We start from the raw sequence: 22,530 nt of genomic DNA on the forward strand, positions 1-22,530 counted from the left end.
TTTTTGTGCGTGATGGACAAACCGTTCCACGACATCCAACCCAAATATACGAGGCATTGAGCTATTTGCTGATTTTTATTTTGCTTTATCGCACATATTACAAGAAAAACGGAAAACCTAAAACAGGCTTCTTATTCAGCTGGTTTTTAATATTGGTATTCTCAATGCGATTTTTAATCGAGTTTGTTAAATTGCCACAAGTAAATTTCGAGGTAGGAATGACACTTAACATGGGTCAGTTGCTTTCGTTGCCGTTTATACTGTTAGGCATAATCGTGCTTATTTATTACAACAAGCGAGAGAAGAAAGAAAATACCTGATAACAACCGAAGCACAAGCACAACCGAACACTGCCGGCATATACGATATTGTTCCAACGTTGGTTTTTTTGTTTTGTTCGTTTTCGACAAAAATAATGCTGGCTTTATCAACTTTTTCTGTCGAGAAAACAACATTAACTCCTCTTCCTACGCCGAGTTTGTGCAGGCGTTTGCGCATGTAATACGCTAGTCGACATTGAGACGAATCGTACAAATCGCTAACTTTTACTAAGGTTGGGTCAAATTTACCACCGGCACCCATAGAGCTTACAATAGGCATCTTCAAATTGTACGTGTGATATATCAAAAAAGCTTTCGGCGAAACAGTGTCAATAGCATCTACTACATAATGGTAGCCTTGTTCTAATATTTCCACCATTCGCTTGTCTCTTATGTATTCTTTATAAATATTTATTTTAACATTCGGGTTTATATCCAAGAGCCTATCCTTCATAACATCGCATTTGTACAAATCATTAGTGCTGCATAGTGCAGTAATTTGTCTGTTCCTATTGCTATTGTGTACTTTATCTCCATCAACTAAGGTCAGCTCGCCTATACCTGCTCTGCATAATTGCTCGGCTGCGTAGCCGCCAACGCCGCCAACACCAACAATAAGCACGTGTTTGCTGTTAAGAATTTTGCAACCTTCTTCGCCAATTAATAGCTCTGTTCTAGAAATCCAACTTTCGTTAATATTATCTTTTTCCATTTTGCAAAAGTCGTTTATTTATATAAAAAATGAAAAAATAATGGGATAATAAAAAAATGTATGTTCAAATTACATCACAATTGCTTATTTTTGTAACCCAAATATTACAAGCAGAAAAAATAGTTTTATGAATATTGCAAAAAAATATACGCCACAACAAATAGAAGAAAAGTGGTATTCTTACTGGATAGAAAACAAACTCTTTAAGTCCGAGCCTGATGACCGCGAACCGTATACTATTGTGATACCGCCACCAAACGTTACGGGAGTTTTGCACATGGGACACATGCTAAACAACACAATTCAAGATGTTTTGGTTCGTAGAGCTCGTATGCAAGGCAAAAATGCTTGCTGGGTGCCGGGTACCGACCATGCATCAATTGCTACCGAGGCAAAAGTGGTTGCCAGCTTGAAAGAAAAAGGTATTGATAAAGCTGATTTGACAAGAGAAGAGTTTTTAGAACATGCTTGGCAATGGAAAGAAAAACACGGCGGCATTATACTCGAGCAGTTGAAAAAACTTGGTGCATCTTGCGATTGGGATAGAACTTGTTTTACAATGGACGACATTAGGTACAAATCGGTTATTAAAGTTTTTGTCGATTTGTACGATAAAGGTCTTATTTATCGTGGAGTGCGTATGGTTAATTGGGATCCTGAAGCGCTTACAGCATTGTCAGACGAAGAAGTCATTTATAAAGAGGTAAATTCTAAGCTGTATTATTTAAAATATAAAGTCGAAGGAACCGACGACGAATATGTTACCATTGCAACTACTCGTCCGGAAACAATATTAGGCGATACGGCTGTGTGCGTTAATCCTGCCGACGAAAGATATTTTAATCTTAAAGGTAAAAACGTTATAGTTCCGCTTATTAATCGTGTTGTGCCAATCATTGAAGACCCGTACGTAGATATGGAATTTGGTACAGGCTGTCTTAAAATTACTCCGGCACACGATATTAACGACTACGAAATAGGGATAAAACATAATTTAGAATCTGTAGATATTTTCAATCCCGACGGCACTCTTAATAAAGATGCTCAACTATACGTTGGAAAAGACAGATTTGAAGTAAGAACCCTTATAGTTGAAGATTTGCAAAAAGCCGGTAGCGTTGAAAAAATTGAAGATTATGTCAACAAAGTTGGCTATAGCGAAAGGACAAACGCCGTTATTGAACCAAAATTGTCTATGCAATGGTTTTTGCAAATGCAAAAGTTAGCAAAACCGGCTTTAGATGTTGTTATGGATGATTTTGTGCGTTTCTATCCCGACAAGTTTAAAAATACTTATAGGCATTGGATGGAAAACGTTCACGATTGGTGTATAAGTCGTCAGTTGTGGTGGGGACAAAGAATACCAGCGTATTATTTACCTGATAAGCAAATAGTTGTAGCAAATAATATATACGAAGCTTTAGAAAAAGCCAAGAAAATAAATCCGCAAATAACAGCCGACCAACTTAAACAAGACGATGATGTTTTAGATACTTGGTTCTCGTCGTGGCTGTGGCCCATGTCGGTTTTCGACGGTATTTTAAATCCCGATAATGACGATATACAGTACTATTATCCGACCAACGATTTGGTTACTGCTCCTGAAATTATGTTTTTCTGGGTTGCTCGTATGATAATTGCCAGCATTGAATTTAAAAACAACATCCCATTCAAAAATGTTTATTTTACAGGAATAGTACGTGATAAATTGGGTAGAAAGATGTCTAAATCTCTCGGCAATTCACCCGAGCCAATTGAACTTATCGAAAAATACGGAGCCGATGGCGTTAGAGTAGGTATGCTACTGACTTCGCCTGCCGGAAACGACTTGCCTTTCGACGAAGCTCTTTGCGAACAAGGTAGAAACTTCAGTAATAAAATTTGGAATGCTCTTAAATTGGTTGAAGGTTGGAATGTTGATAAAACTATTCCACAACCCGAATATGCCGAGCAATCAGTAAAATGGTTTAGCAATCAACTTGATTTAGCTATTTCTCAAATTGATAATAGTTTCAACGATTTTAGGCTCAGCGAAGCCCTTATGACAGTGTACAAACTCATATGGGACGATTTTTGTTCGTGGTATTTGGAAATCATCAAGCCCGAATACGGAAAACCAATCGATGCTAAAACATATAATTCTACAGTTGATTTCTTTGTCGGTTTGATGAAAGTGCTTCATCCGTTTATGCCTTTTATTACCGAAGAAATTAACAGCATTTTAGATAATGAAAAAGCTGATTATAAAAGCATTATGATTTCGGAAATGCCTGTGGCTCAAGACTATAGTGATTCGGTAATTAACGATTTTGCAGCAACAAAAGAAATTATCAATTCTATAAGAAATGTCCGCCACAAGTACAATATCCCGAATAAAGATAAAATTGAAATTTTTTACAAAAACATTGGCGATAACTCTATTAACGAATTGCCTTTCAGCGATGTAGTCGTAAAATTAGGCAATTTGAGCAAGTTGTCAGTTTCTGAAAAAATTTCGGAGGGGATTTCTTTTATAGTTGGCAGCTTTGAGTTTTTTGTAGTGATTGAACAAAGCATTAATGTTGAAGAAGAGTTAGAAAAACTAAATCAGGAGCTGAAATATCAAGAAGGTTTTAAAAATTCGGTACTTAAAAAATTGAATAACAAAAAATTTGTCGAGAATGCAAAACCTGAAATTGTGGATTTAGAAAGGAAAAAACTCTCCGATTCGGAAACCAAAATAGAAGCTATACTAAAACAAATTTCAAATCTAAAAAAGTAAAAATGATTACTCCACAAACTAGAATTGATGAGATAGTTGAAAAAAATCCAGGCTCGGTTAAGTATTTAAAAGAACATGGCATTACCTGTATAATCTGCGGCGAACCTGTTTGGATTACTCTTGAAGAAGCTGCAAAAGAAAAAGGTTTCAACGATGAGCAGATTATGGAATTTGTCAGCCAACTTAATAAAATGAAGTAAATCTTAAAAGTTATAATAATGAAAAAACAAATAGCTATAGGTATTGATATTGGTGGCACTCACACAGTAATTGGTGTTGTTGATAAAAACGGACAAATACTACAAGAACTGAAGCCTAGTATTAAAACTCCTGCAAAATCATTAAATCCAAACAACGATAAGTATATATCGGAAAAGTTGTTGACGGAATATATGTCTGAAATATATTCGGCAATACGTTGGATTATATCAGAAGTCAAAAAAAGCGAGCCCGAAATTCAAATTGTAGGAATTGGAATAGGAGCACCAAACGGTTGTTTTTATTCGGGAGAAATCGAGCAAGCGCCTAATTTACCTTTTGTTGGAAATGTTAAAGTCGTTGAGAAAATCGCAAACGAATTTCCCGAAATAGAAAAGGTCAAACTTACCAATGATGCCAATGCTGCCGCAATAGGCGAACTTATTTACGGCGGAGCCAAAGGAATGAAAGACTTTGCTATGGTAACCTTAGGAACTGGAGTTGGTAGCGGGTTTGTTGTTAATGGTCAAATATTATACGGAAAAGACGGTTTTGCAGGCGAATTTGGACACACTATAATAATTCCGAACGGACGTATGTGTGGTTGCGGTATTAGCGGGCATCTGGAAGCATATTGTTCGGCGTCGGGAATTGTTAGAACTTATTTCGAACTTATGGCTTTTAACAATGTGAAAAATGCAGCTCTTGCAGATGTGCCTTTCAACAAACTAACACCTTACGACATCTATTTAGCAGCCAAAAACAACGATAAAACAGCAATTGATACTTTTAACCGAACAGGAGAAATTTTGGGTATAGGGTTTGCAAATATTGTACATTATTTTTCTCCCGAAGCTATTTTCCTTTTCGGTGGTGTAACTGCTGCCGGCGATTACTTAATTAAACCTGCAATTAAGGTTATGGAGGATAATTTACTTCCGGGATTTAAAAATAAAGTAAAAGTATTATTGTCGTCATTACCAGATTCTTCGGTTGCTGTTCTTGGTGCGAGTGCATTGGTTTGGTAGTTTTTTCAATAAAATTATGCGTTTTGTTTGTTAAATCGTGTAAATTTTTTACTTTTGGAATGTTATTTAATTTAAAACTTCGGTGAAGTAGTATAAACAAGTCAATTAAGTCATGCAAAATAAACGGTATCTAAGTCTTACTATTCTTATAACTCTTTTTGTAACTCTGTTTGCTTATAGTGTAAAGTCGCAAAGCGTTAATTTTACTCATTCAGGCAAATGTGCTCAAAGTCCAACCCTTTTTGAAGGTACTGTTACCGGAATTACCGCTATGCAGTGGGATTGGAGCATGGGCGACGGCACAACGCTTAGCGGACAAAACGTTACCCATACGTACACAGCGCCCAATTACGCTGGATATAGCGTTGTCCTTAATGTTACAGATGACATAGGAAATGTGCATACCGTTAATAAATTTGTACCTATTAGTGCCGTTCCAACTTCAAGTTTTATGATTGATGGTAATACGTGCAACGGCGACTCAATTCAGTTTATTAATTTATCGTATAGCAATCCGCATATAATCAGGTACGTATGGAGTTGGGGCGACGGCTCTGCTAACGATACAATATATTATCCAAACAATCCGAATATCAAACATAAGTTTGCGGTAGTTAATACATATATTGTCCAGTTGGAAGTCATGTCTGCCGATTCGTGTATTAATTCATCATCTCAAAATATTACAATAAAATCAAGTCCTACTGCCAACTTTCATTTCGCCGGTTCTTGTCAAGGAGCGGAAGTTCAATTTACAGATGCTTCAAGTCCGAACGGTAGCGGTAGTATAGCTTATTGGAATTGGGATTTCGGCGACCCTGCAAGCGGAGTGAATAATACTTCTACCGATATCAATCCTGTTCACATTTTTTCCATGCCTGGTACTTACGATGTCAGGTTAATAGTAACCAATTTCAACACTTGTACAGATACTGTTATAAAGCAAGTTGTTATAAACGAAAAACCTAATGTAAGTTTTAATTATACACCTACTTGTTTAAATGAAGTTATTCATTTTACTCCCGACCCAGACTACATGAACATTGGTAACATCGCTACTTATTCGTGGAATTTTGGCGATGGCTTTACTGCAAGTACAGCAAATGCAGTTCATACTTATAATACTGCAGGTGTTTATCCCGTTACGCTCACTGTAGTTGATATAAACGGTTGCTCTAACGACACAACCATAACTATTACCGTAAACGAATTACCTTTGGTGAATTTCATTTTTTCATCAAATAATTGTGCAGGTTCCGAAGTCCAGTTTACCGACTTGACAACTTTAAGCTACGGCTTTATTACAAAATGGGTTTGGAACTTTGGAGATGGAACTTCAATAACTGTTCCTGCTGGTGGAAATCAAAATGTAAAACACACGTATTCATTGGCTGGAACATTTACTGTTCGCCTAACCGTATACGCTTCCGATAGTTGCTCAAATTTCTTTGAAAAACCAATCGTAATTCGTCCCAATCCTATAGCCAACTTCGACTACCAAGGCGAATGTCAAGACCAAGCTGTTCAGTTTCAGGATATAAGCCAGTTGGCAGGTGGTGGAGCTATTACAAATTGGTATTGGGATTTTGGAGATCAATTTTCGCCTGCTAACACGTCTCAGTTGCGAAATCCTACTCATGTGTACTCGCAGCCGGGTCAATATTCAGTAAGACTTATTGTTGTTAACGAAAATACTTGTTCCGATACAATTATTAAACCTATAACAATACAACAAAAACCTGCAGTTGATTTTACTTGGGATGCAGGATGCAGTCAGCAGCCTATTGTCTTTTCGCCCGACCAGGCTGTGGTTAATGTTGGTGCTATCCAAACTTGGCTGTGGGATTTTGGCGATGGAACTACATCTAACTTACCTGTTGCTACACACACTTTTACAGGTTCAACTTCTAGCATAGTTACTTTAACAATTACCGATACGGTAGGCTGTTCAAACAGTATTCAGCATACTATTCAACTTATTCCAAAACCAATAGTTAATTTCACAAACTCAACACCTGTTTGTAAAAATTCGCCTGTTTCGTTTTTTGTGAATACAACTTCGCAAGGTATTGTTGATCTTTGGGAATGGGACTTTGGAGATGGAACTACGCAAAATGTTACTAATCCCGGTTCGCCTAATGTGGAACATACGTACACACAGGCAGGAACTGTAACGGCTACGGTTACTGTTACTACCGAATATGGTTGTTTCAATTCGTATTCAAAAGAAATAGTTGTCAGAAATAATCCTTTAGTTAATTTCACTTATTCCGATTCTTGCCAGAGCGAAGCCATTGTCTTTACAAACCTAACACAAGCAGGTGAAGGCAGTATTGCTAATTGGTATTGGAATTTCGGCGATCCGGCATCAGGAGCAGGCAACACTTCATCGCTACAAAATCCTACGCATGTTTATAACACACCCGGAGTATATAATGTTACTTTAGTAGCTGAAAACAACTTTGGATGCCCAGATACAATTGTTAAAACTATTACTATTGTTGCAAAACCTGCTGTCGATTTTACTTACGAAATAGGATGTATAAACGATACAACACAATTTACTCTATCTCCAATAGTTCAAGTTGCAAATATTGTTTCGTTTCACTGGGATTTTGGCGATGGATATACGTCTAACCAACAAAATCCGGTACACATATATTCTGGTCTTGGACCTTACTACGTTACGCTTACCATTGTTGACAACAAGGGTTGTACAAACTCCATAACCAAAGAAGTTCTTGTGTCTGCTGCTCCAATAGCACAGTTTCAGGTATCTTCTTACAGATGTACTATGCAGGATGTACTTTTCACCGATGCTTCGGTTGTAGCTCCACCTAACAACATTTTAAGGTGGGTTTGGAATTTTGGCGATGGAAGCGATACTACAATTAATGCACCTGGCAATCCGAATGTTTCGCACAAATTCAATTTGCCAAACACTTATCAGGTTAAATTAACAATTTATACGAGTAATGGTTGCGAGAATACCAAAACTGTGAGTGTAACCGTATATGCAAGCCCGATTTCCGATTTTACTTTCGAGAATTTGTGTCAAGGCGATGCTGTTCAATTTACAAACACAACTCAGTTGAATAATGGAAGCTCAATTTCCAACTTTGCGTGGAACTTCGGCGACCCTACTACCGGAATTAACAATACATCTATATTAGAAAATCCGATGCATATTTTCTCTGCTGCGGATTTATTTCAGGTTCAGTTAAAAACAACTAACGCAAATGGTTGCTGGGATACGGTTGTTAAAAGCGTTAACATATTAGCAAAGCCGGCTGTAGCATTCGTTTACGATAGCATTTGTCAGGGTTACCCAATTACATTTTATCCCGATTCTACCATAATGAATTTGCAGAATATTGCTTCATACGATTGGAGTTTTGGCGACGGAACACCTAACTTACAAATCCAATCGCCTACTCATACCTTTGCAAATCCCGGTAACTATACCGTTACCCTAACAGTTGTTGATAATGAAGGTTGTAGCAATAGCTTTTCAAAAGAAGTTACTGTAAATCCTAAACCTACTGCCAACTTCAGCACATCGACAAGTTGTGTAAATTCGGTAACGCAGTTCAACGACTTATCATATGTAGTCAACAACGAACCTATTGTTGCTTGGCTTTGGGATTTTGGTAGTGGTGGAGCAACTTCAACTTTACAAAATCCTACTCATATTTATAATCAAATAGGAATTTACGATGTTTCTTTAATAGTTACTACATACAGCGGTTGTAAAGATACTATTCAAAAACCTGTTGAAATATTCAGAAAACCTGAAGCAAACTTCACATATAACAACAACTCTTGCCAAGATGCTACTGTTCACTTCCAAGATTCATCGTTTGCAGTGCAATCGCAAATAGTTTCTTATTATTGGATTTTCGACCAAAACAATCACTCAACGTTACAAAATCCTGTTTATGTATTTCCGTTTGCCGACTCTACTTATTATGTAACTCTTATTGTTACCAATAGTTTCGGCTGCAGCGATACAATTACAAAAGAAGTTTATGTTGATGCCAACTTCGATTTCACATTCACTTCAACGGTTACTTGCTTTGGAGATACGACATATTTCACGCCGCAATTAATTTCACCCGAAGGAGACTCTCTAATGTTTTTTACTTGGGAATTTGATGACCCGAATTCAGGAATACAAAACGTATCAAATTTAAGAAATCCATATCACGTATTTACTGAACCTTCGACATATAATGTTAGTTTAACGGCAACAAATCAAGATAATTGCGTACTGAAAAGAGTAAAACCCGTTACGATACTAAAACTACCTGAACCCAATTTCTCGTACTCGCAAGGAGTCTGCGATAGTGTTATTCATTTCACCGACTTATCGATAGCAAACTCGCAGAATATTAGTCATTGGATATGGAGTTTTGGCGACGGTATTAACCAAACTGTTAATTACCCCAACAGCCCTAATGTTTCGCACCAGTACTCATCTCACGGCTTTTACGATGTGTCTCTAGCAGTTGTAAATTCTGAAGGCTGTACCGATACCATTGTAATTCAAGACGTTTTTGTTAAGCCTTGCGTTGAAGCTAATTTTGAAGTTATCGATTCTATGATTTGTCAGAATAGGGTGCTAACTTTTGTCGACAATTCGGCTAGCAGCAGCGATATTACGGAATGGTATTGGAACTTCGGTGACGGAACCGATACAACCTACAATTCATATATGAGCGAAATTTCGCATAGATTCAGAGGTTCAGGTATTTATAATGTAAAGTTGCTTATTACTTCTCAAGTAGGGGAAGAACTTGTAACTGATTCGACAACTAGGTCTATTTTGGTAAAACGTTCGCCTATAGCCGATTTTGAAGCCGAAAAGTTTTGTGTTAATAATCCGGTTAGATTTATAAATAAATCATCAGCCAACGGAACTATAATAGATTCGGTATTATGGACTTTTGCACTTCCAACAGATACGTCTACAGCTTATAATCCAACGTTTACATACACATCGCCAGGCGATTACAATGTTGTGTTGTACGTGCAAAATCACTTAGGTTGTTACGACACTGCCAAAAGGGTAGTATCTGTCAATGGTTTGCCAAGAGCTAATTTTAGTTTCACGCAGGCATGCGAAGGAACTCCGCTTCAATTCAACGATATGTCAGCTAATTCAATAGCTCCATTAGTAAATTGGAAGTGGTTGTTTTCATCACCCGACAGCTTGCTAATGGGAACCAGCAATAAACAAAATGCTAGTTTTGTATTTAGTCAAGGTGGTAAACATTGGTCAACCCTTATTGTTACCGACTCGGTTGGATGTTCCGACACAGTAACCAAATCGGTTGACGTGTTTTTACGTCCTATAGGTATTTTTAATACAATTCCAAATTTCAACAATGTACAAGGACAAGTTAAGTTAGAGAATAACACTATTGGTGGAGCCGAATATTTTTGGGATTTCGGAAACAACGAAACTTCGTCAATGGTTAGTCCGGTTGTGTACTACCAGCAAGAAGGGAAATACACCATACAATTAGTATCAATTAGCCAAAATAACTGTACCGACACAACGTACAGGGATTACGAGTTTATTATCAAAGGATTGTATGTTCCAACTGCTTTTTCGCCAACTTCCGAGAAAGAAGAAATCAAGTACTTTAAACCTGTTGGTATGAATTTGAGAGAATATCAAATTTGTGTGTACGATAGATGGGGCGATAAAATTTGGTCTTCTGATGAATTGGATGCTGAAGGAAAGCCCAAAGAAGCTTGGGACGGTACCTATAATAATGAACCATTGCCGGCTGGAGTTTATACTTGGAAAGTTTCTGCAGTTTTCAAAGACGGCACAACTTGGAATGCCATAAACATTGGAACTTCTCAAGGCATATCCAACGAAAGATGGGGAACTGTTACACTAATAAGGTAGTTGAAAAAGGTTAATGTGCAATAAGTTGATCTAAATTATTTCAATCCCCTTTGCTGCCCCTTTGTTGCCGCACGATTGCATCGTGTGGCAAGTCGTTAAATTAATTTCAATCAATCACAAACTGTGCTGTAACCCTGCTTCTTTGCTCCAATAGTACGTTTTTATCTTTTAGCAACGAAGATATAATTTCTTCAGTAAAGTACCTTATAGTTATTAAACTCAATTTAGTATTATACTTTACGTTGTAGTCGGAAGAAAGCAATTTGATTAATTTCTTTATTTTTTCAGGTTCTTCGTCAAAACATACCGAACAGGTAAGAGCCGACATTTGCAACAGATTTACCTTTATTTTTAGCTCGGCGAATACTTGAAAAATATATCTTAAGTTATCTTCAACAATAAAAGAAAAGTCGCTGGCATTTATGCTGAATAGCACTTGCTTAGGTTTTATTATTATTGATGACTGATTATTATCGTAAATTGTTTCATCATTGATTAAAGTACCGTCTTCCTTTGGGGAGAAGAAACATTTTACATACAAAGGGATATTTTTGTTTTGTAACGGTTTTATTGTTTTTGGGTGAATTATACTTGCTCCGTAGTAACTCAGCTCAATGGCTTCTTTATACGAAAGATGTTTGATTAGCCTAGCCGTTGGAATTAAGTTGGGGTCGGCTGTCATTATTCCGGCAACATCTTTCCATACAGTAATATCGCTGGCATCTAAAATATTGGCAATTATAGCAGCCGAGTAGTCGCTGCCTTCTCTTCCTAAGGTGGTTTGCTCGTTGTGTGTATTGCCGGCTATAAATCCTTGTGTTATAAAAATATTTGTATCAATATTGTTGATGTTATCAAATGTCTTTAAAATGTTTTTTTGAGAAGTATCCCAGTCAACATTAGCATCGACATAACCTTCGTTTGTAATAATAAGATTTTTTGCATCAAACAACTCATTATTAAAGCCTGCTTTATTCAGGTATTTGCTTACTATATATGTGCTTAAATATTCGCCGAAGGCTACAATTTTAGAGTAGTTTGCTGAAAAATCCCCTTCGTAATTTTTAGCAGTTATATTGGTAAGTTCGTCGAAATACGAGTTAATTCTATGCACGACTTCATTGTCGTTTTTAAATAAATCGTAAGCTATATCCATATGCGTTTTTTTTAATGCTGATATACTTTTGTTTAAGTTGGAAGTGTCGCTACTTTGCCAGCAATGAAGTATGTGTTCCAAAGCATTAGTGGTTTTACCAATTGCCGAAACAATTACAACAACTTTGCAATCGTTGTACATTCGTAATATTGTCGGTATATTAGCTATTGCTTTAGAGTTTTTTACCGATGCTCCACCAAATTTTAATACTTTTATCATAAAAAACTAATATTAATTTGTAAAATTATTAATTTTGTTGAAATATCGAATAAATTATGTTCATTAAATGAAAATAACTACATTGAAATGTTTTGCTATTTGGTATTGAAATAAAAACTAATTAATTTTGTTATAATATAAAATGTCAATATGAAATTAACATGCAACTTAATCCTGATACAAAATAGCGATAATTAGTCATGTGAGTTTCATATAACCTTAAACCATAAAAATATAGACATATGAAAACATTAGTAGAATTTATCAACAGCAAGCAAGCGGAATACCCCGAAGCAACAGGCGAATTAACACGTTTGTTAAACGATATCGGCATTGCAGCCAAAATTGTAAGTCAGCAAATACGAAGAGCAGGATTAGCCGATATAAACGGTTATTTTGGCTCAACCAATGTTCAGGGTGAAGACCAAAAGAAGTTAGATGTTTTTGCTAACGAACAGTTTATCAATGCTTTAAAATATGGCGGCATGTGTGCTGCATTAGCTTCTGAAGAAAACGAAGATTTAATAATTTTAGGCAACAAAATGTCGATGAACGGCAAGTATGTAGTCGCTTTCGACCCTGTTGACGGTTCTAGTAATATTGAAGTAAATATTCCGATAGGTACAATTTTTTCAATTTATAGAAGAATTTCACCAGTCGGCTCCTTTGCAAATTTAGAAGACATGTTGCAACCCGGAACCAACTTAGTTGCGTCGGGATACGTTATCTACGGAAGTTCAACTATGCTTGTTTATACCACGGGCAATGGCGTTAACGGATTTACTTTAGATACGTCTTTAGGTTTATTTTTGTTATCGCATCCCGATATGCGTATTCCCGAAGTAGGAAGTATATATTCCATCAACGAAGCCAACTATGTATCTTTCCCCGATGGAGTAAAAAAATACATTAAATACTGTCAGGAAAGCGACCCTGATACTCAGCGTCCATACTCTACACGATACGTTGGCTCGTTAGTTTCTGATGTTCATAGAAATTTGCTAAGAGGAGGAATTTTTATTTATCCCGGAAATAAAACTCGTCCTAACGGTAAGTTACGCTTGTTGTACGAATGTATACCAATGGCTTTTATTGTTGAACAAGCAAGAGGCAAAGCAACCGACGGCTTTAACAGAATTATGGAGATTGAACCGCATGAGCTTCACCAAAGAAGTCCATTGTTCATAGGTTCTGCCGATATGGTTGACAAAGCCGGCGAATTTATGCAACAATACTCTAAAGAATTTAATAATTACGCATTTAGGTAGTACGCTACTGAACTTTTCCGTTGATAATAACCGTTTCAACTTTGTTTGAACCATAGGCATATGGCAAAAACTCAATGTTGGGTATTTCTTTGGTTATCATTAAATTAGCTATTTTGCCTTTTGTAATGCTACCCAATTCTTTTTCAACGCCCATGGCGTAAGCTGTGTTTATTGTCGTTGCGTTTATGGCTTCTTCGGGCAACATCCTAAAAGTAATGCAACCCATTGATAAAATAAGTTGCATGTTTCCCGATGGAGAAGACCCAGGATTATAGTCGCTTGCTAATGCAACAGGCAAACCGGCATTAATCATCTTTCTGACCGGAGCGTGAACCATATTCAGGAAGAAGGCAGCGCCAGGCAATACTGTAGGCATAGTGTTGCTGTTTTTTAATGCGGCAATTTCTTCGTCGCCGGTATATTCCAAATGGTCGACAGATAAGGCGTCGTATTTAACACCAACTTGTATGCCTCCCGAATAATCCAATTCGTTGGCATGTATTTTAGGTATCATACCATATTTTATTCCAGCCATCAAAATGCGTTCGGTTTCGTCGGGTGTAAAAAAGCCTTTGTCGCAAAATACGTCAACGTAGTCAGCTAAGTCTTCTGCTGCAACAAGCGGGATCATTTCGTTTATAATTAAATCCACGTAGTCGCCTTGTCGTCCTTTGTATTCTTGAGGAACTGCGTGTGCTCCCAAAAATGTTGATTTTATCGTAAGAGGCGAAATTTGTTTGAGTTTTCTTATAACTCTCAACATTTTTATTTCGTCTTGTGTCGTCAAACCATAACCGCTTTTAATTTCAACAGCACCGGTTCCGTATTTGCATATTTCTTCGAGCCTTTGCAAAGCCGATTCTACAAGTTCATCTTCGCTGGCTTTTTGCAATCTTTTTGCCGAGTTTAAAATTCCGCCACCGCGTTTTGCAATTTCCTCATACGACAAACCCTTAATTTTATCAACATATTCAATTTCTCTGCTGCCGGCATAAACCAAGTGAGTGTGCGAGTCGCAAAATGCAGGTAAAACCAACTTCCCTTTTGCATTTATCTCTTTTGATGAACTTAATACGTTTTCGCCCAACTTGTTAATTTCGCTCATAGAGCCAAAATCTTCAATTATACCGTCGTTTATGTATAAAAATGCGTCAGGAATAGAATTCAATGTTTGCATATCTTTCCCACTAAGGTACGGAGTTTCGGCAGGTAATATACCCACAAGCGATTTTATGTTTGTCAGTAATGTCTTCATTTTGTTTTTTGTTGCAAATTTATAGTTATTAATCGATAAATCCTTAATAAATTATTATTTTTTTAATTCTTTATGAATACAGATGCGCAATATAAAAATTTTATTACTTTTGTACTTTACGTTAAAAATAATAAACATCAATAAAATAAATAAACTAACTATGAAAAAACTTATTACAAGCAGCCTTTTGATTTTGTTTGTACTTATGTTTGTACAAGCTGAAGCCAAATTTGTGCCGCAAGAAACAGCGAAAGTTGTGGCAGAAAATTACATCAAAGAAAGAATTATCAACAATCAGGTTGATTGGTCGATTAATTCGGTTTACATCCAATATGTTAAAACAGAATACGATGGAAATAATCACCCTGCTTTCTACGTTTTTACCAACAACAATTTGGGATACATTATCGTATCGGCTGACGATGTTCTTACGCCCATATTAGGATATGCTTATGAAGGAACATATCCTGAAAAAGGTACAAATCAAGTGTTTGATAGCTATATCGGCACCTATATTGATAACGTAAACTTTGTTAGAGCAAACAATTCAATCGCACCAGCAGAAGTTGAAAACTTGTGGAGCAGTTATAAGTTTGGCGATGTCATCAAAAATAGCAGAGCCACCACCGATTTAGAACCATTAGTATATTTCCGTTGGAATCAAGATTTCCCATATAATATACTTTGTCCTCCGGCTAACAGCGGAGGTTCGGGAGGTTACACTTATTCTGGCTGTGTAGCTCAATCAATGGCAACTATTATGGCATATTATAAATATCCGTTGGTAGGTCAAGGTTCGCATTCGTACTATGCTCCGGGCTATGGTGTACAATCTGCCAATTTTGGAGAAACCGAATACCGTTGGGACGAAATGATAAAATCTTTATCTACATACAGTGATGATGCTATATTAGCTATAGCTGAAATTCACAGACACGCAGGAGTTTCTGTTAATATGGGTTATGGCGGCGATGGTTCGGGAGCTTACAATTATCACGTACCAATTGCTCTACGCAACTATTTTAAATATGATAATTCTGTGATGCTAAGAGAGCGTGCAGGTTTATCTCAAACTGCTTGGGAAAACTATATGACCAACGAGTTAGATAAATTTCGTCCGCTTTATTTTACAGGTGTAAATACAAGTGGTGGTGTTCACTCAGCTCACGCATTTTTGTGCACCGGATATCAAGTTACAGGTACAGGAAAAATGTACTATTTTGACTTCGGTTGGAGTGGCTACGGCAATGGTTACTACTCAATTAACGACGTTGACGGCTATAATACTAATCAAGCAATATTAATCAATTTTGTGCCTAAAACCGATAGCTACCCATATGGTTGTTCGGCAAAAGAACTTAACTTCATTCAAGGTAATTTCGAAGATGGAAGTAGCCCTCTTGGAAATTATTCCGAAAATTTATCATGTACATGGTTAATTAATCCTAATGATACAGTTAATTCTATAAGATTAACTTTCTCACGCTTTGAAGTACACCCATCAGATAAACTATACATTTATGATGGTCCGGATGAAAATAGTCCTTTATTGGCTGAACTAACAGGTAGCGATTTGCCCGAAGATATTGTTTCAACCGGCGATAAAGTATTTGTTAAGTTTGTAACTGATGGAGCCGACAATGCAAGAGGCTGGGAAATACACTATTCAACTCTTAGAGGAAAATTCTGTATGGGAACAAAAGTGTATAGAGAAGCTTCCGGCGAATTAACCGACGGAAGTGGAGACTACAACTATCACAACAACTCTAACTGTAACTTCAGAATTGCACCTCCTTTTGCAAAAGACCTTACACTTACCTTTACAGAATTTGATTTGGAAGAAGGTAAAGATTTTCTCACCGTATACAAATTTGGAAGTAATACACCTATTGCTGAACTAACTGGAAACGAAATTCCTGAACCTATTACAATTCCCGACGGAGCTTTCTTTGTTAACTTCCGTTCAGATATATTAAATACGGCAGCAGGTTTTAAAGCATATTGGACAACAGGAAACGTTGGAGTAGGTGATGTAGAAGGATTAAGAAGTCTTACTATTTCTCCTAACCCAGCTACTAATTATGTTACTATCAAAGCATTTTCCGATAGAAATCAAGATTTGAAAGTTACTATTAGCGACTTGTCAGGTAAAGAACTTATCACTAACCAAATTTACAATGCCTTTGGCGATATAGACCAAATCATTGATGTTAGCAGACTAAGTTCAGGAATGTACTTTGTTACAATATCTGGCAACAACCAAAAAGTTACTGAAAAGTTAATAGTAAAATAGTTAACCATATACAGCGAAAAAGGTTGTCGAACGACAACCTTTTTTGTTTTTTAATATATTGCATCAAAATAAAAGTACTCCTGTTATGAACAATAAGCTAATTAAATACTTTGCTCTTGTTTTATTAATAATTAGTTCGATATATCTTAAATCAGAAACAGTTGGTATTGATAAGATTAAAACAGTCGCTCTAAATTTTTATAAAGGTAGAGTAGATACTTATTTGAATAATAAATACAGCAACGTTTCTATTAAGGAAATAGAATATATCGATGGTTTATACCTTGTTAAGTTCAATCCTGAAGGTTGGGCTATCATAAGTTCATCAGATAAAACCAAACCAATATTAGGGTATTCGTACTACGATAATTATTCGGAAGAAGTGCAAAACAACGCTCCATTCAACGATTGGATTGACAGATATAGGACTCAGGTTAAACTAATTGAAGATAATAATTACAACCAAATTAAATCAGATGTTTTAGAATGGGATTATTATAGCAATTCTTGCAGAATGCCCAATTCTACGGTTGAAAGTGTAGAACCATTACTTACAACAAAGTGGAACCAGCTAACTCCTTACAATGGAATGTGTCCTATCGATGCAAATGGTTTTGGTAATAGGTGCGTTGTTGGTTGTGTAGCAACAGCAATGGCTCAAGTATTGCATTACTTCCGATTTCCCGAAACTGGTGAGGGTAGTTATAGCTACGTTCATCCTAGATACGGAACTATAGAAGCCGATTTTGGCAATACAACATACAATTGGTACGAAATTCAAAGCTCTCCAACAGGACCAAGTACGGAACTTGCAAAACTAAATTTTCATCAAGGTGTTGCCGTTGACATGGATTACGGTCCTCAAGCCAGCGGCATGTGGAATCATAAAACTGCTTTTGCATTCAATTCGTATTTTAAGGCTCTCGAAGGTACAAGATACTACTTTCGCGATTCTGCTGATGTAGATTGGGATAGCTTAGTAATAACCAATTTGAATAACAGAATACCTTTTTATTATGCAGGTTGGCAATCACCTAATGCTGACGGACACGCTTTTGTTTGCGACGGATATCAAGATGGAAACTATTATCATTTTAATTGGGGTTGGGGAGGTCATCATGATGGTTATTTTTATACTGACAATTTGGCTCCCGGAGGGTACAACTTTAACTATTCGCAGGAAATTGTAAACTATTTCCCCGATACGGTTAATTATGCATATCCGTTTGATGTTCAAAGCAGTGTTACACTGAACAATATACGAGGCTCTTTGGAAGACGGTAGCGGATGGTATAAGTACGAAAACAATATTCAACGAACATGGAATATTAAACTCATTGATGCCAAATACGATTCAATTACTGCTATTAACTTTACTACTTTTAGGTTCGATTTGGGCGAAGGAGATACTCTATATTTCCTAAACAACAAAACCAACGAAATAGTGTATAAATACCATTCCGACAACCACCCGCCAGCAGGATTTAGAGTGTATTCCGATGATGTTAAGGTTGTTTTTAAGACAAATGATGTCGGCACAGCCAATGGTTTTATGTTCGATTACAATATTGAATTGCCAAAATATTGTGGCATAACAACTCTAACACAGCCCTATGGCGAAATATCAGACGGTAGCGGTGATAAAAATTATTTGAATAATACATCTTGTAGGTGGACTGTAAATGTTTCTACCGACAAAAAATTGTATTTTAAATTCACTTCGTTTAATTTGCCCGACAGTAACGACTGTGTAAAAATTGTTGACTTAAGCAGTCAGCAAGCGGTAGGAACCTTCACCGGTACGGAAATTCCGGATGTTATTTCATTGTCGGGAGCAAAAATGATGATAATGTTTACCACAAACGATTCTATTACAGGAGAAGGATGGAGCGGATATTATTATGTGTCGGAACATTCCGCTGAAAAAGAAAAAAGTCTCAAATTGGTAAAATTATATCCAAATCCTGCAAAAGATATTATTAACTTTGAATTTTACTCACCGTCAGCTAAAAAATACAATTACAGCATTATCGATATAAATGGAAGGACATACATCTCTGATGTAATAATATCAAGCGAAGGAGAAAATAAAATAACTATAAATACTTCATCATTGAAACAGATGGCATATTTTTTGATTATTATTGATGAGCAATCAAATGTTAAAAAATATCCGTTTATTATAGCAAAATAAAAAAAATAAAATGATAAAATAATAAAAATGTAAAATAAGATATTTATCTTTGCATAAAATACGATAAAACTATATTAAAAAACAATAATTAACAATTTTAAATTAAAATTCGCATGAAAAAAATTACAACAATTGCATTAGTACTATTTGTAGTATTATTTGCTAAACCATTCAAAACAGAAGCTCAAAATACTATCAAACCTTGGGCTATTGGAATTAATTGGCAATGGCAAGACTACAACGTAGTTCATAGAACTTTCTCTGATGCTATGACAAACGCACGTTGGCAGGGATATAAATTCCCATCGTCAATTTACGTTGGAAGAGCATTGAATCCTTCATTCAATTTGTTCGGACAATTTGGTTTCAGCCAGTTAGAGTATGAAAGAATGAAAGACTACAATCCTGTGAAAGATAACAACATATGGACTGCAGACTTGAACTTAGCCTACAAACTAGCAAACGGGTACATAATGAAAGAAACATCGTGGTTCGATCCTTATGTATTTATTGGAGCAGGCGCTACCAATGTTAAGTTTGAAGGAACCGACAAATCAACATATTTTAAAGCCAACGGAGGACTTGGTATTAATTTCTGGTTGACAAGAGCATTAGGACTTAATATCCAAGGCGCTTACGACTACATGGTAACTCCTACATTAGACAGCGAATTCAGAAACGATTATATGCGTTTTAATGCAGGTCTTAAGTTACGTTTCGGAGGAAAAGATTCTGACGGAGACGGAGTACCCGACAAATTAGACTTATGTCCAGATGAGCCAGGTCCAAAAGAATTAGGCGGATGTCCCGATTCTGACGGAGACGGCATAGCTGACAAAGATGACGAATGTCCAAACCAACCAGGCAAACTTGAATTTAAAGGATGTCCTGATACCGATGGTGATGGAATTCCAGATAACAAAGACGAATGTCCAAACGAAGCTGGCTTACCTGAATTTAACGGTTGTCCCGATTCAGACGGTGACGGTATTCCAGATCACAAAGACGAATGTCCAAACGAATTTGGTTTAGCTGAATTTAACGGATGTCCCGATACCGATGGTGACGGTATTCCAGATCATCTAGACGAATGTCCAGACCTAAGAGGACCTAAATCAACTAAAGGTTGCCCCGACACTGACGGCGACGGTATTCCTGATAAAGACGATGACTGCCCAACAGTTGCCGGTACTGCAGCAAACAGAGGTTGCCCCGAAGTAGTTGAAGAACCTAAACCAAGTGTAGAAATATTCAAAGTAGTTTATTTCAACACCGCAAGTAGCGTAGTTATGTCGAAATACACTAAAGACTTGAACGAAGTTGCCGACCTAATGAAACAATACAGCGATGTTAAAGTTTCTGTTGCCGGTCACGCTGACTCAAGAGGTGATGAAAATTACAACATAAGACTTTCGGAAAAACGTGCTGATTATGTTATCAACTACTTAGCTAAAAAAGGAATTGACAAACAAAGATTAGTTAAATCATTCCACGGTGTAACTCAACCAGCTGCTCCAAACGATGGACCTGATGGCTGGGCTAAAAACCGTAGAGTTGAAATTAAATCAGTTTTATAGTTTTAAATTAAAAACAGTATTAAAAAAGGGTGCGGTAATTCGCACCCTTTTTTTGTTTATAATTTTTATCGCCTTAATTTGTAGTTGCGAAAACTTTAAATTAGTGAGATTGTTTCTTTTCGGGTCTCATTTGAGGGAAGAACAATACATCTTGAATAGACTGCTGATTTGTCAAAGTCATAGCTAAGCGGTCGATGCCAATTCCTAATCCAGCTGTAGGTGGCATTCCGTATTCAAGAGCTCTCAAAAAGTCTTCGTCAAGAACCATTGATTCTTCATCGCCACGTTTGGCAAGTTCAAGCTGATGTTCAAATCTTTGTCTCTGGTCTATAGGGTCGTTGAGTTCACTAAAAGCGTTGCATAATTCTTTCCCGTTGCAAATAGCTTCAAATCTTTCAACCAAATTAGGATTATCTTCATGTTTTTTCGCCAACGGCGACATTTCAATCGGGTAATCGGTGATGAAAGTTGGTTGTATAAGGTTACCTTCAACTGTTTCGCCAAAAATTTCGTCTATAAGTTTACCTCTTCCCATTGAAGGGTCGGTTTTTATATTTAATTTTTTACAAACGTCAAGCAAGGCTTTTTCGTCCATATCCGAAATATCTATATCGGTGTATTTTTTTATAGCTTCGTACATGGTATAGCGTTTCCAAGGTCTTTTGAAGTCAATTTCTCTATCGCCGTACATTATTTTAGTTGTACCGTGCAATTCAAGAGTAATATATTCGACCATTTCTTCAACAAGATTCATCATCCAATGGTAATCTTTGTAAGCCACGTACAGCTCCATTTGGGTAAATTCCGGATTATGAAATCTGCTCATTCCTTCATTTCTGAAATCTTTTGAAAATTCAAACACACCGTCAAATCCACCAACTATCAGCCTTTTTAAATAAAGTTCGTTGGCAATTCTTAGATACAGCGTCATATCCAATGTGTTATGATAAGTCTTAAACGGTCGGGCTGACGCACCGCCATACAAAGGTTGAAGTATAGGAGTTTCAACTTCTAAATATCCTTTATCCAACAAAAAGTTTCTCATAGATTGAACCAACTTTGAACGCTGAATAAAAACTTCTTTAATTTCAGGATTTACAATTAAATCGACGTATCTCTGACGGTATCTTACTTCTGGGTCTTTAAAAGCGTCAAAAACTTCCGAATCGGTTTCTTTTACTATTGGCAATACTTTTAATGACTTACAAAGCAAGGTCAACGAATCAACATGAATTGAAAGTTCGCCCATTTTGGTAATAAAAGCATAACCCGTAACACCGATAATATCGCCGATATCTAACAGTTTTTTGAAAACAGTATTGTACAAGGTTTTATCTTCGGTTTTACAGATTTCGTCTCTTTTAATATAAAGCTGAATTCTGCCGTGACTATCCTGTATATCAACAAAAGATGCAGCTCCCATTATTCTTCGTGTCATAATTCTGCCTGCAATACACACTTCTTTAAATTGTTCGGGATTTTTCTCGAAATTATTATGTATTTCGGCTGTATTGGTATTTACAGGATATTCGGCAGAAGGATAAGGATTTATGCCTAAATTTCTGAGTTCGACTAGAGATTCTCTACGGATTTTTTCTTGTTCGTTAAGTTCTATTGCCATATGAATTG

Annotated in this window: 13 protein-coding genes; 9 read left to right on the forward strand and 4 right to left on the reverse strand. The window is 36.6% G+C overall.

Annotation, left to right across the window (positions count from 1 at the left end):
* On the forward strand, positions 1 to 320 hold a 320-nt coding region (locus tag PHP31_06595; GenBank protein MDD3738945.1), incomplete at its 5' end, for a prolipoprotein diacylglyceryl transferase.
* Here the strand turns inward: PHP31_06595 and PHP31_06600 are convergent.
* The gene (locus PHP31_06600) at positions 280 to 1,032 is read right to left on the reverse strand and encodes a tRNA threonylcarbamoyladenosine dehydratase (protein ID MDD3738946.1); all 753 of its coding nucleotides are present in this window, start codon (positions 1,030 to 1,032) and stop codon (positions 280 to 282) included. The two genes, PHP31_06595 and PHP31_06600, sit on opposite strands and share 41 nt — an antisense overlap.
* A gap of 127 nt (positions 1,033 to 1,159) precedes the next feature.
* On the opposite strand from PHP31_06600, the gene PHP31_06605 reads away from it, so the two are divergent.
* The 4 genes from PHP31_06605 to PHP31_06620 all read left to right on the forward strand — a co-directional run bounded on the left by PHP31_06605 (position 1,160) and on the right by PHP31_06620 (position 10,939).
* On the forward strand, positions 1,160 to 3,793 hold the full coding sequence (locus tag PHP31_06605; GenBank protein MDD3738947.1) for a valine--tRNA ligase: 2,634 nt from the start codon (positions 1,160 to 1,162) through the stop codon (positions 3,791 to 3,793).
* A gap of 2 nt (positions 3,794 to 3,795) precedes the next feature.
* Complete coding sequence (locus PHP31_06610; GenBank protein ID MDD3738948.1) at positions 3,796 to 3,993, forward strand: DUF1858 domain-containing protein; 198 nt, start codon at positions 3,796 to 3,798, stop codon at positions 3,991 to 3,993.
* 18 nt (positions 3,994 to 4,011) lie between these two features.
* Positions 4,012 to 5,019 (forward strand): ROK family protein, encoded by a 1,008-nt coding sequence (locus tag PHP31_06615; protein MDD3738949.1) that lies wholly within the window; start codon positions 4,012 to 4,014, stop codon positions 5,017 to 5,019.
* A gap of 112 nt (positions 5,020 to 5,131) precedes the next feature.
* Positions 5,132 to 10,939 (forward strand): PKD domain-containing protein, encoded by a 5,808-nt coding sequence (locus tag PHP31_06620; protein ID MDD3738950.1) that lies wholly within the window; start codon positions 5,132 to 5,134, stop codon positions 10,937 to 10,939.
* Positions 10,940 to 11,045: 106 nt separating this feature from the next.
* Here the strand turns inward: PHP31_06620 and PHP31_06625 are convergent, their stop codons facing one another.
* On the reverse strand, positions 11,046 to 12,314 hold the full coding sequence (locus tag PHP31_06625; protein MDD3738951.1) for an aspartate kinase: 1,269 nt from the start codon (positions 12,312 to 12,314) through the stop codon (positions 11,046 to 11,048).
* Positions 12,315 to 12,556: 242 nt separating this feature from the next.
* Between PHP31_06625 and fbp the strand changes: the two genes are divergently transcribed.
* Complete coding sequence (gene fbp, locus PHP31_06630; protein MDD3738952.1) at positions 12,557 to 13,582, forward strand: class 1 fructose-bisphosphatase; 1,026 nt, start codon at positions 12,557 to 12,559, stop codon at positions 13,580 to 13,582.
* A 4-nt stretch (positions 13,583 to 13,586) separates the two neighbouring features.
* Here fbp and hutI read toward each other — a convergent pair whose 3' ends face one another.
* A complete protein-coding gene (gene hutI, locus PHP31_06635) occupies positions 13,587 to 14,837 on the reverse strand; it encodes an imidazolonepropionase (GenBank protein MDD3738953.1) in 1,251 nt (416 codons plus the stop codon).
* A gap of 160 nt (positions 14,838 to 14,997) precedes the next feature.
* Between hutI and PHP31_06640 the strand changes: the two genes are divergently transcribed.
* From PHP31_06640 to PHP31_06650, 3 genes are all read left to right on the forward strand, one after another.
* Positions 14,998 to 17,130, forward strand: coding sequence for a C10 family peptidase (locus tag PHP31_06640; protein ID MDD3738954.1), 2,133 nt, complete (start codon positions 14,998 to 15,000; stop codon positions 17,128 to 17,130).
* Positions 17,131 to 17,215: 85 nt separating this feature from the next.
* Complete coding sequence (locus PHP31_06645; GenBank protein ID MDD3738955.1) at positions 17,216 to 19,324, forward strand: C10 family peptidase; 2,109 nt, start codon at positions 17,216 to 17,218, stop codon at positions 19,322 to 19,324.
* 113 nt (positions 19,325 to 19,437) lie between these two features.
* On the forward strand, positions 19,438 to 20,901 hold the full coding sequence (locus tag PHP31_06650) for a thrombospondin type 3 repeat-containing protein (protein MDD3738956.1): 1,464 nt from the start codon (positions 19,438 to 19,440) through the stop codon (positions 20,899 to 20,901).
* Positions 20,902 to 21,001: 100 nt separating this feature from the next.
* Here PHP31_06650 and lysS read toward each other — a convergent pair whose 3' ends face one another.
* Complete coding sequence (lysS, locus tag PHP31_06655; protein MDD3738957.1) at positions 21,002 to 22,522, reverse strand: lysine--tRNA ligase; 1,521 nt, start codon at positions 22,520 to 22,522, stop codon at positions 21,002 to 21,004.
* Positions 22,523 to 22,530 lie beyond the last annotated feature (8 nt).

Source organism: Lentimicrobiaceae bacterium, from assembly GCA_028697555.1.
Lineage (GTDB): Bacteria > Bacteroidota > Bacteroidia > Bacteroidales > UBA4417 > UBA4417.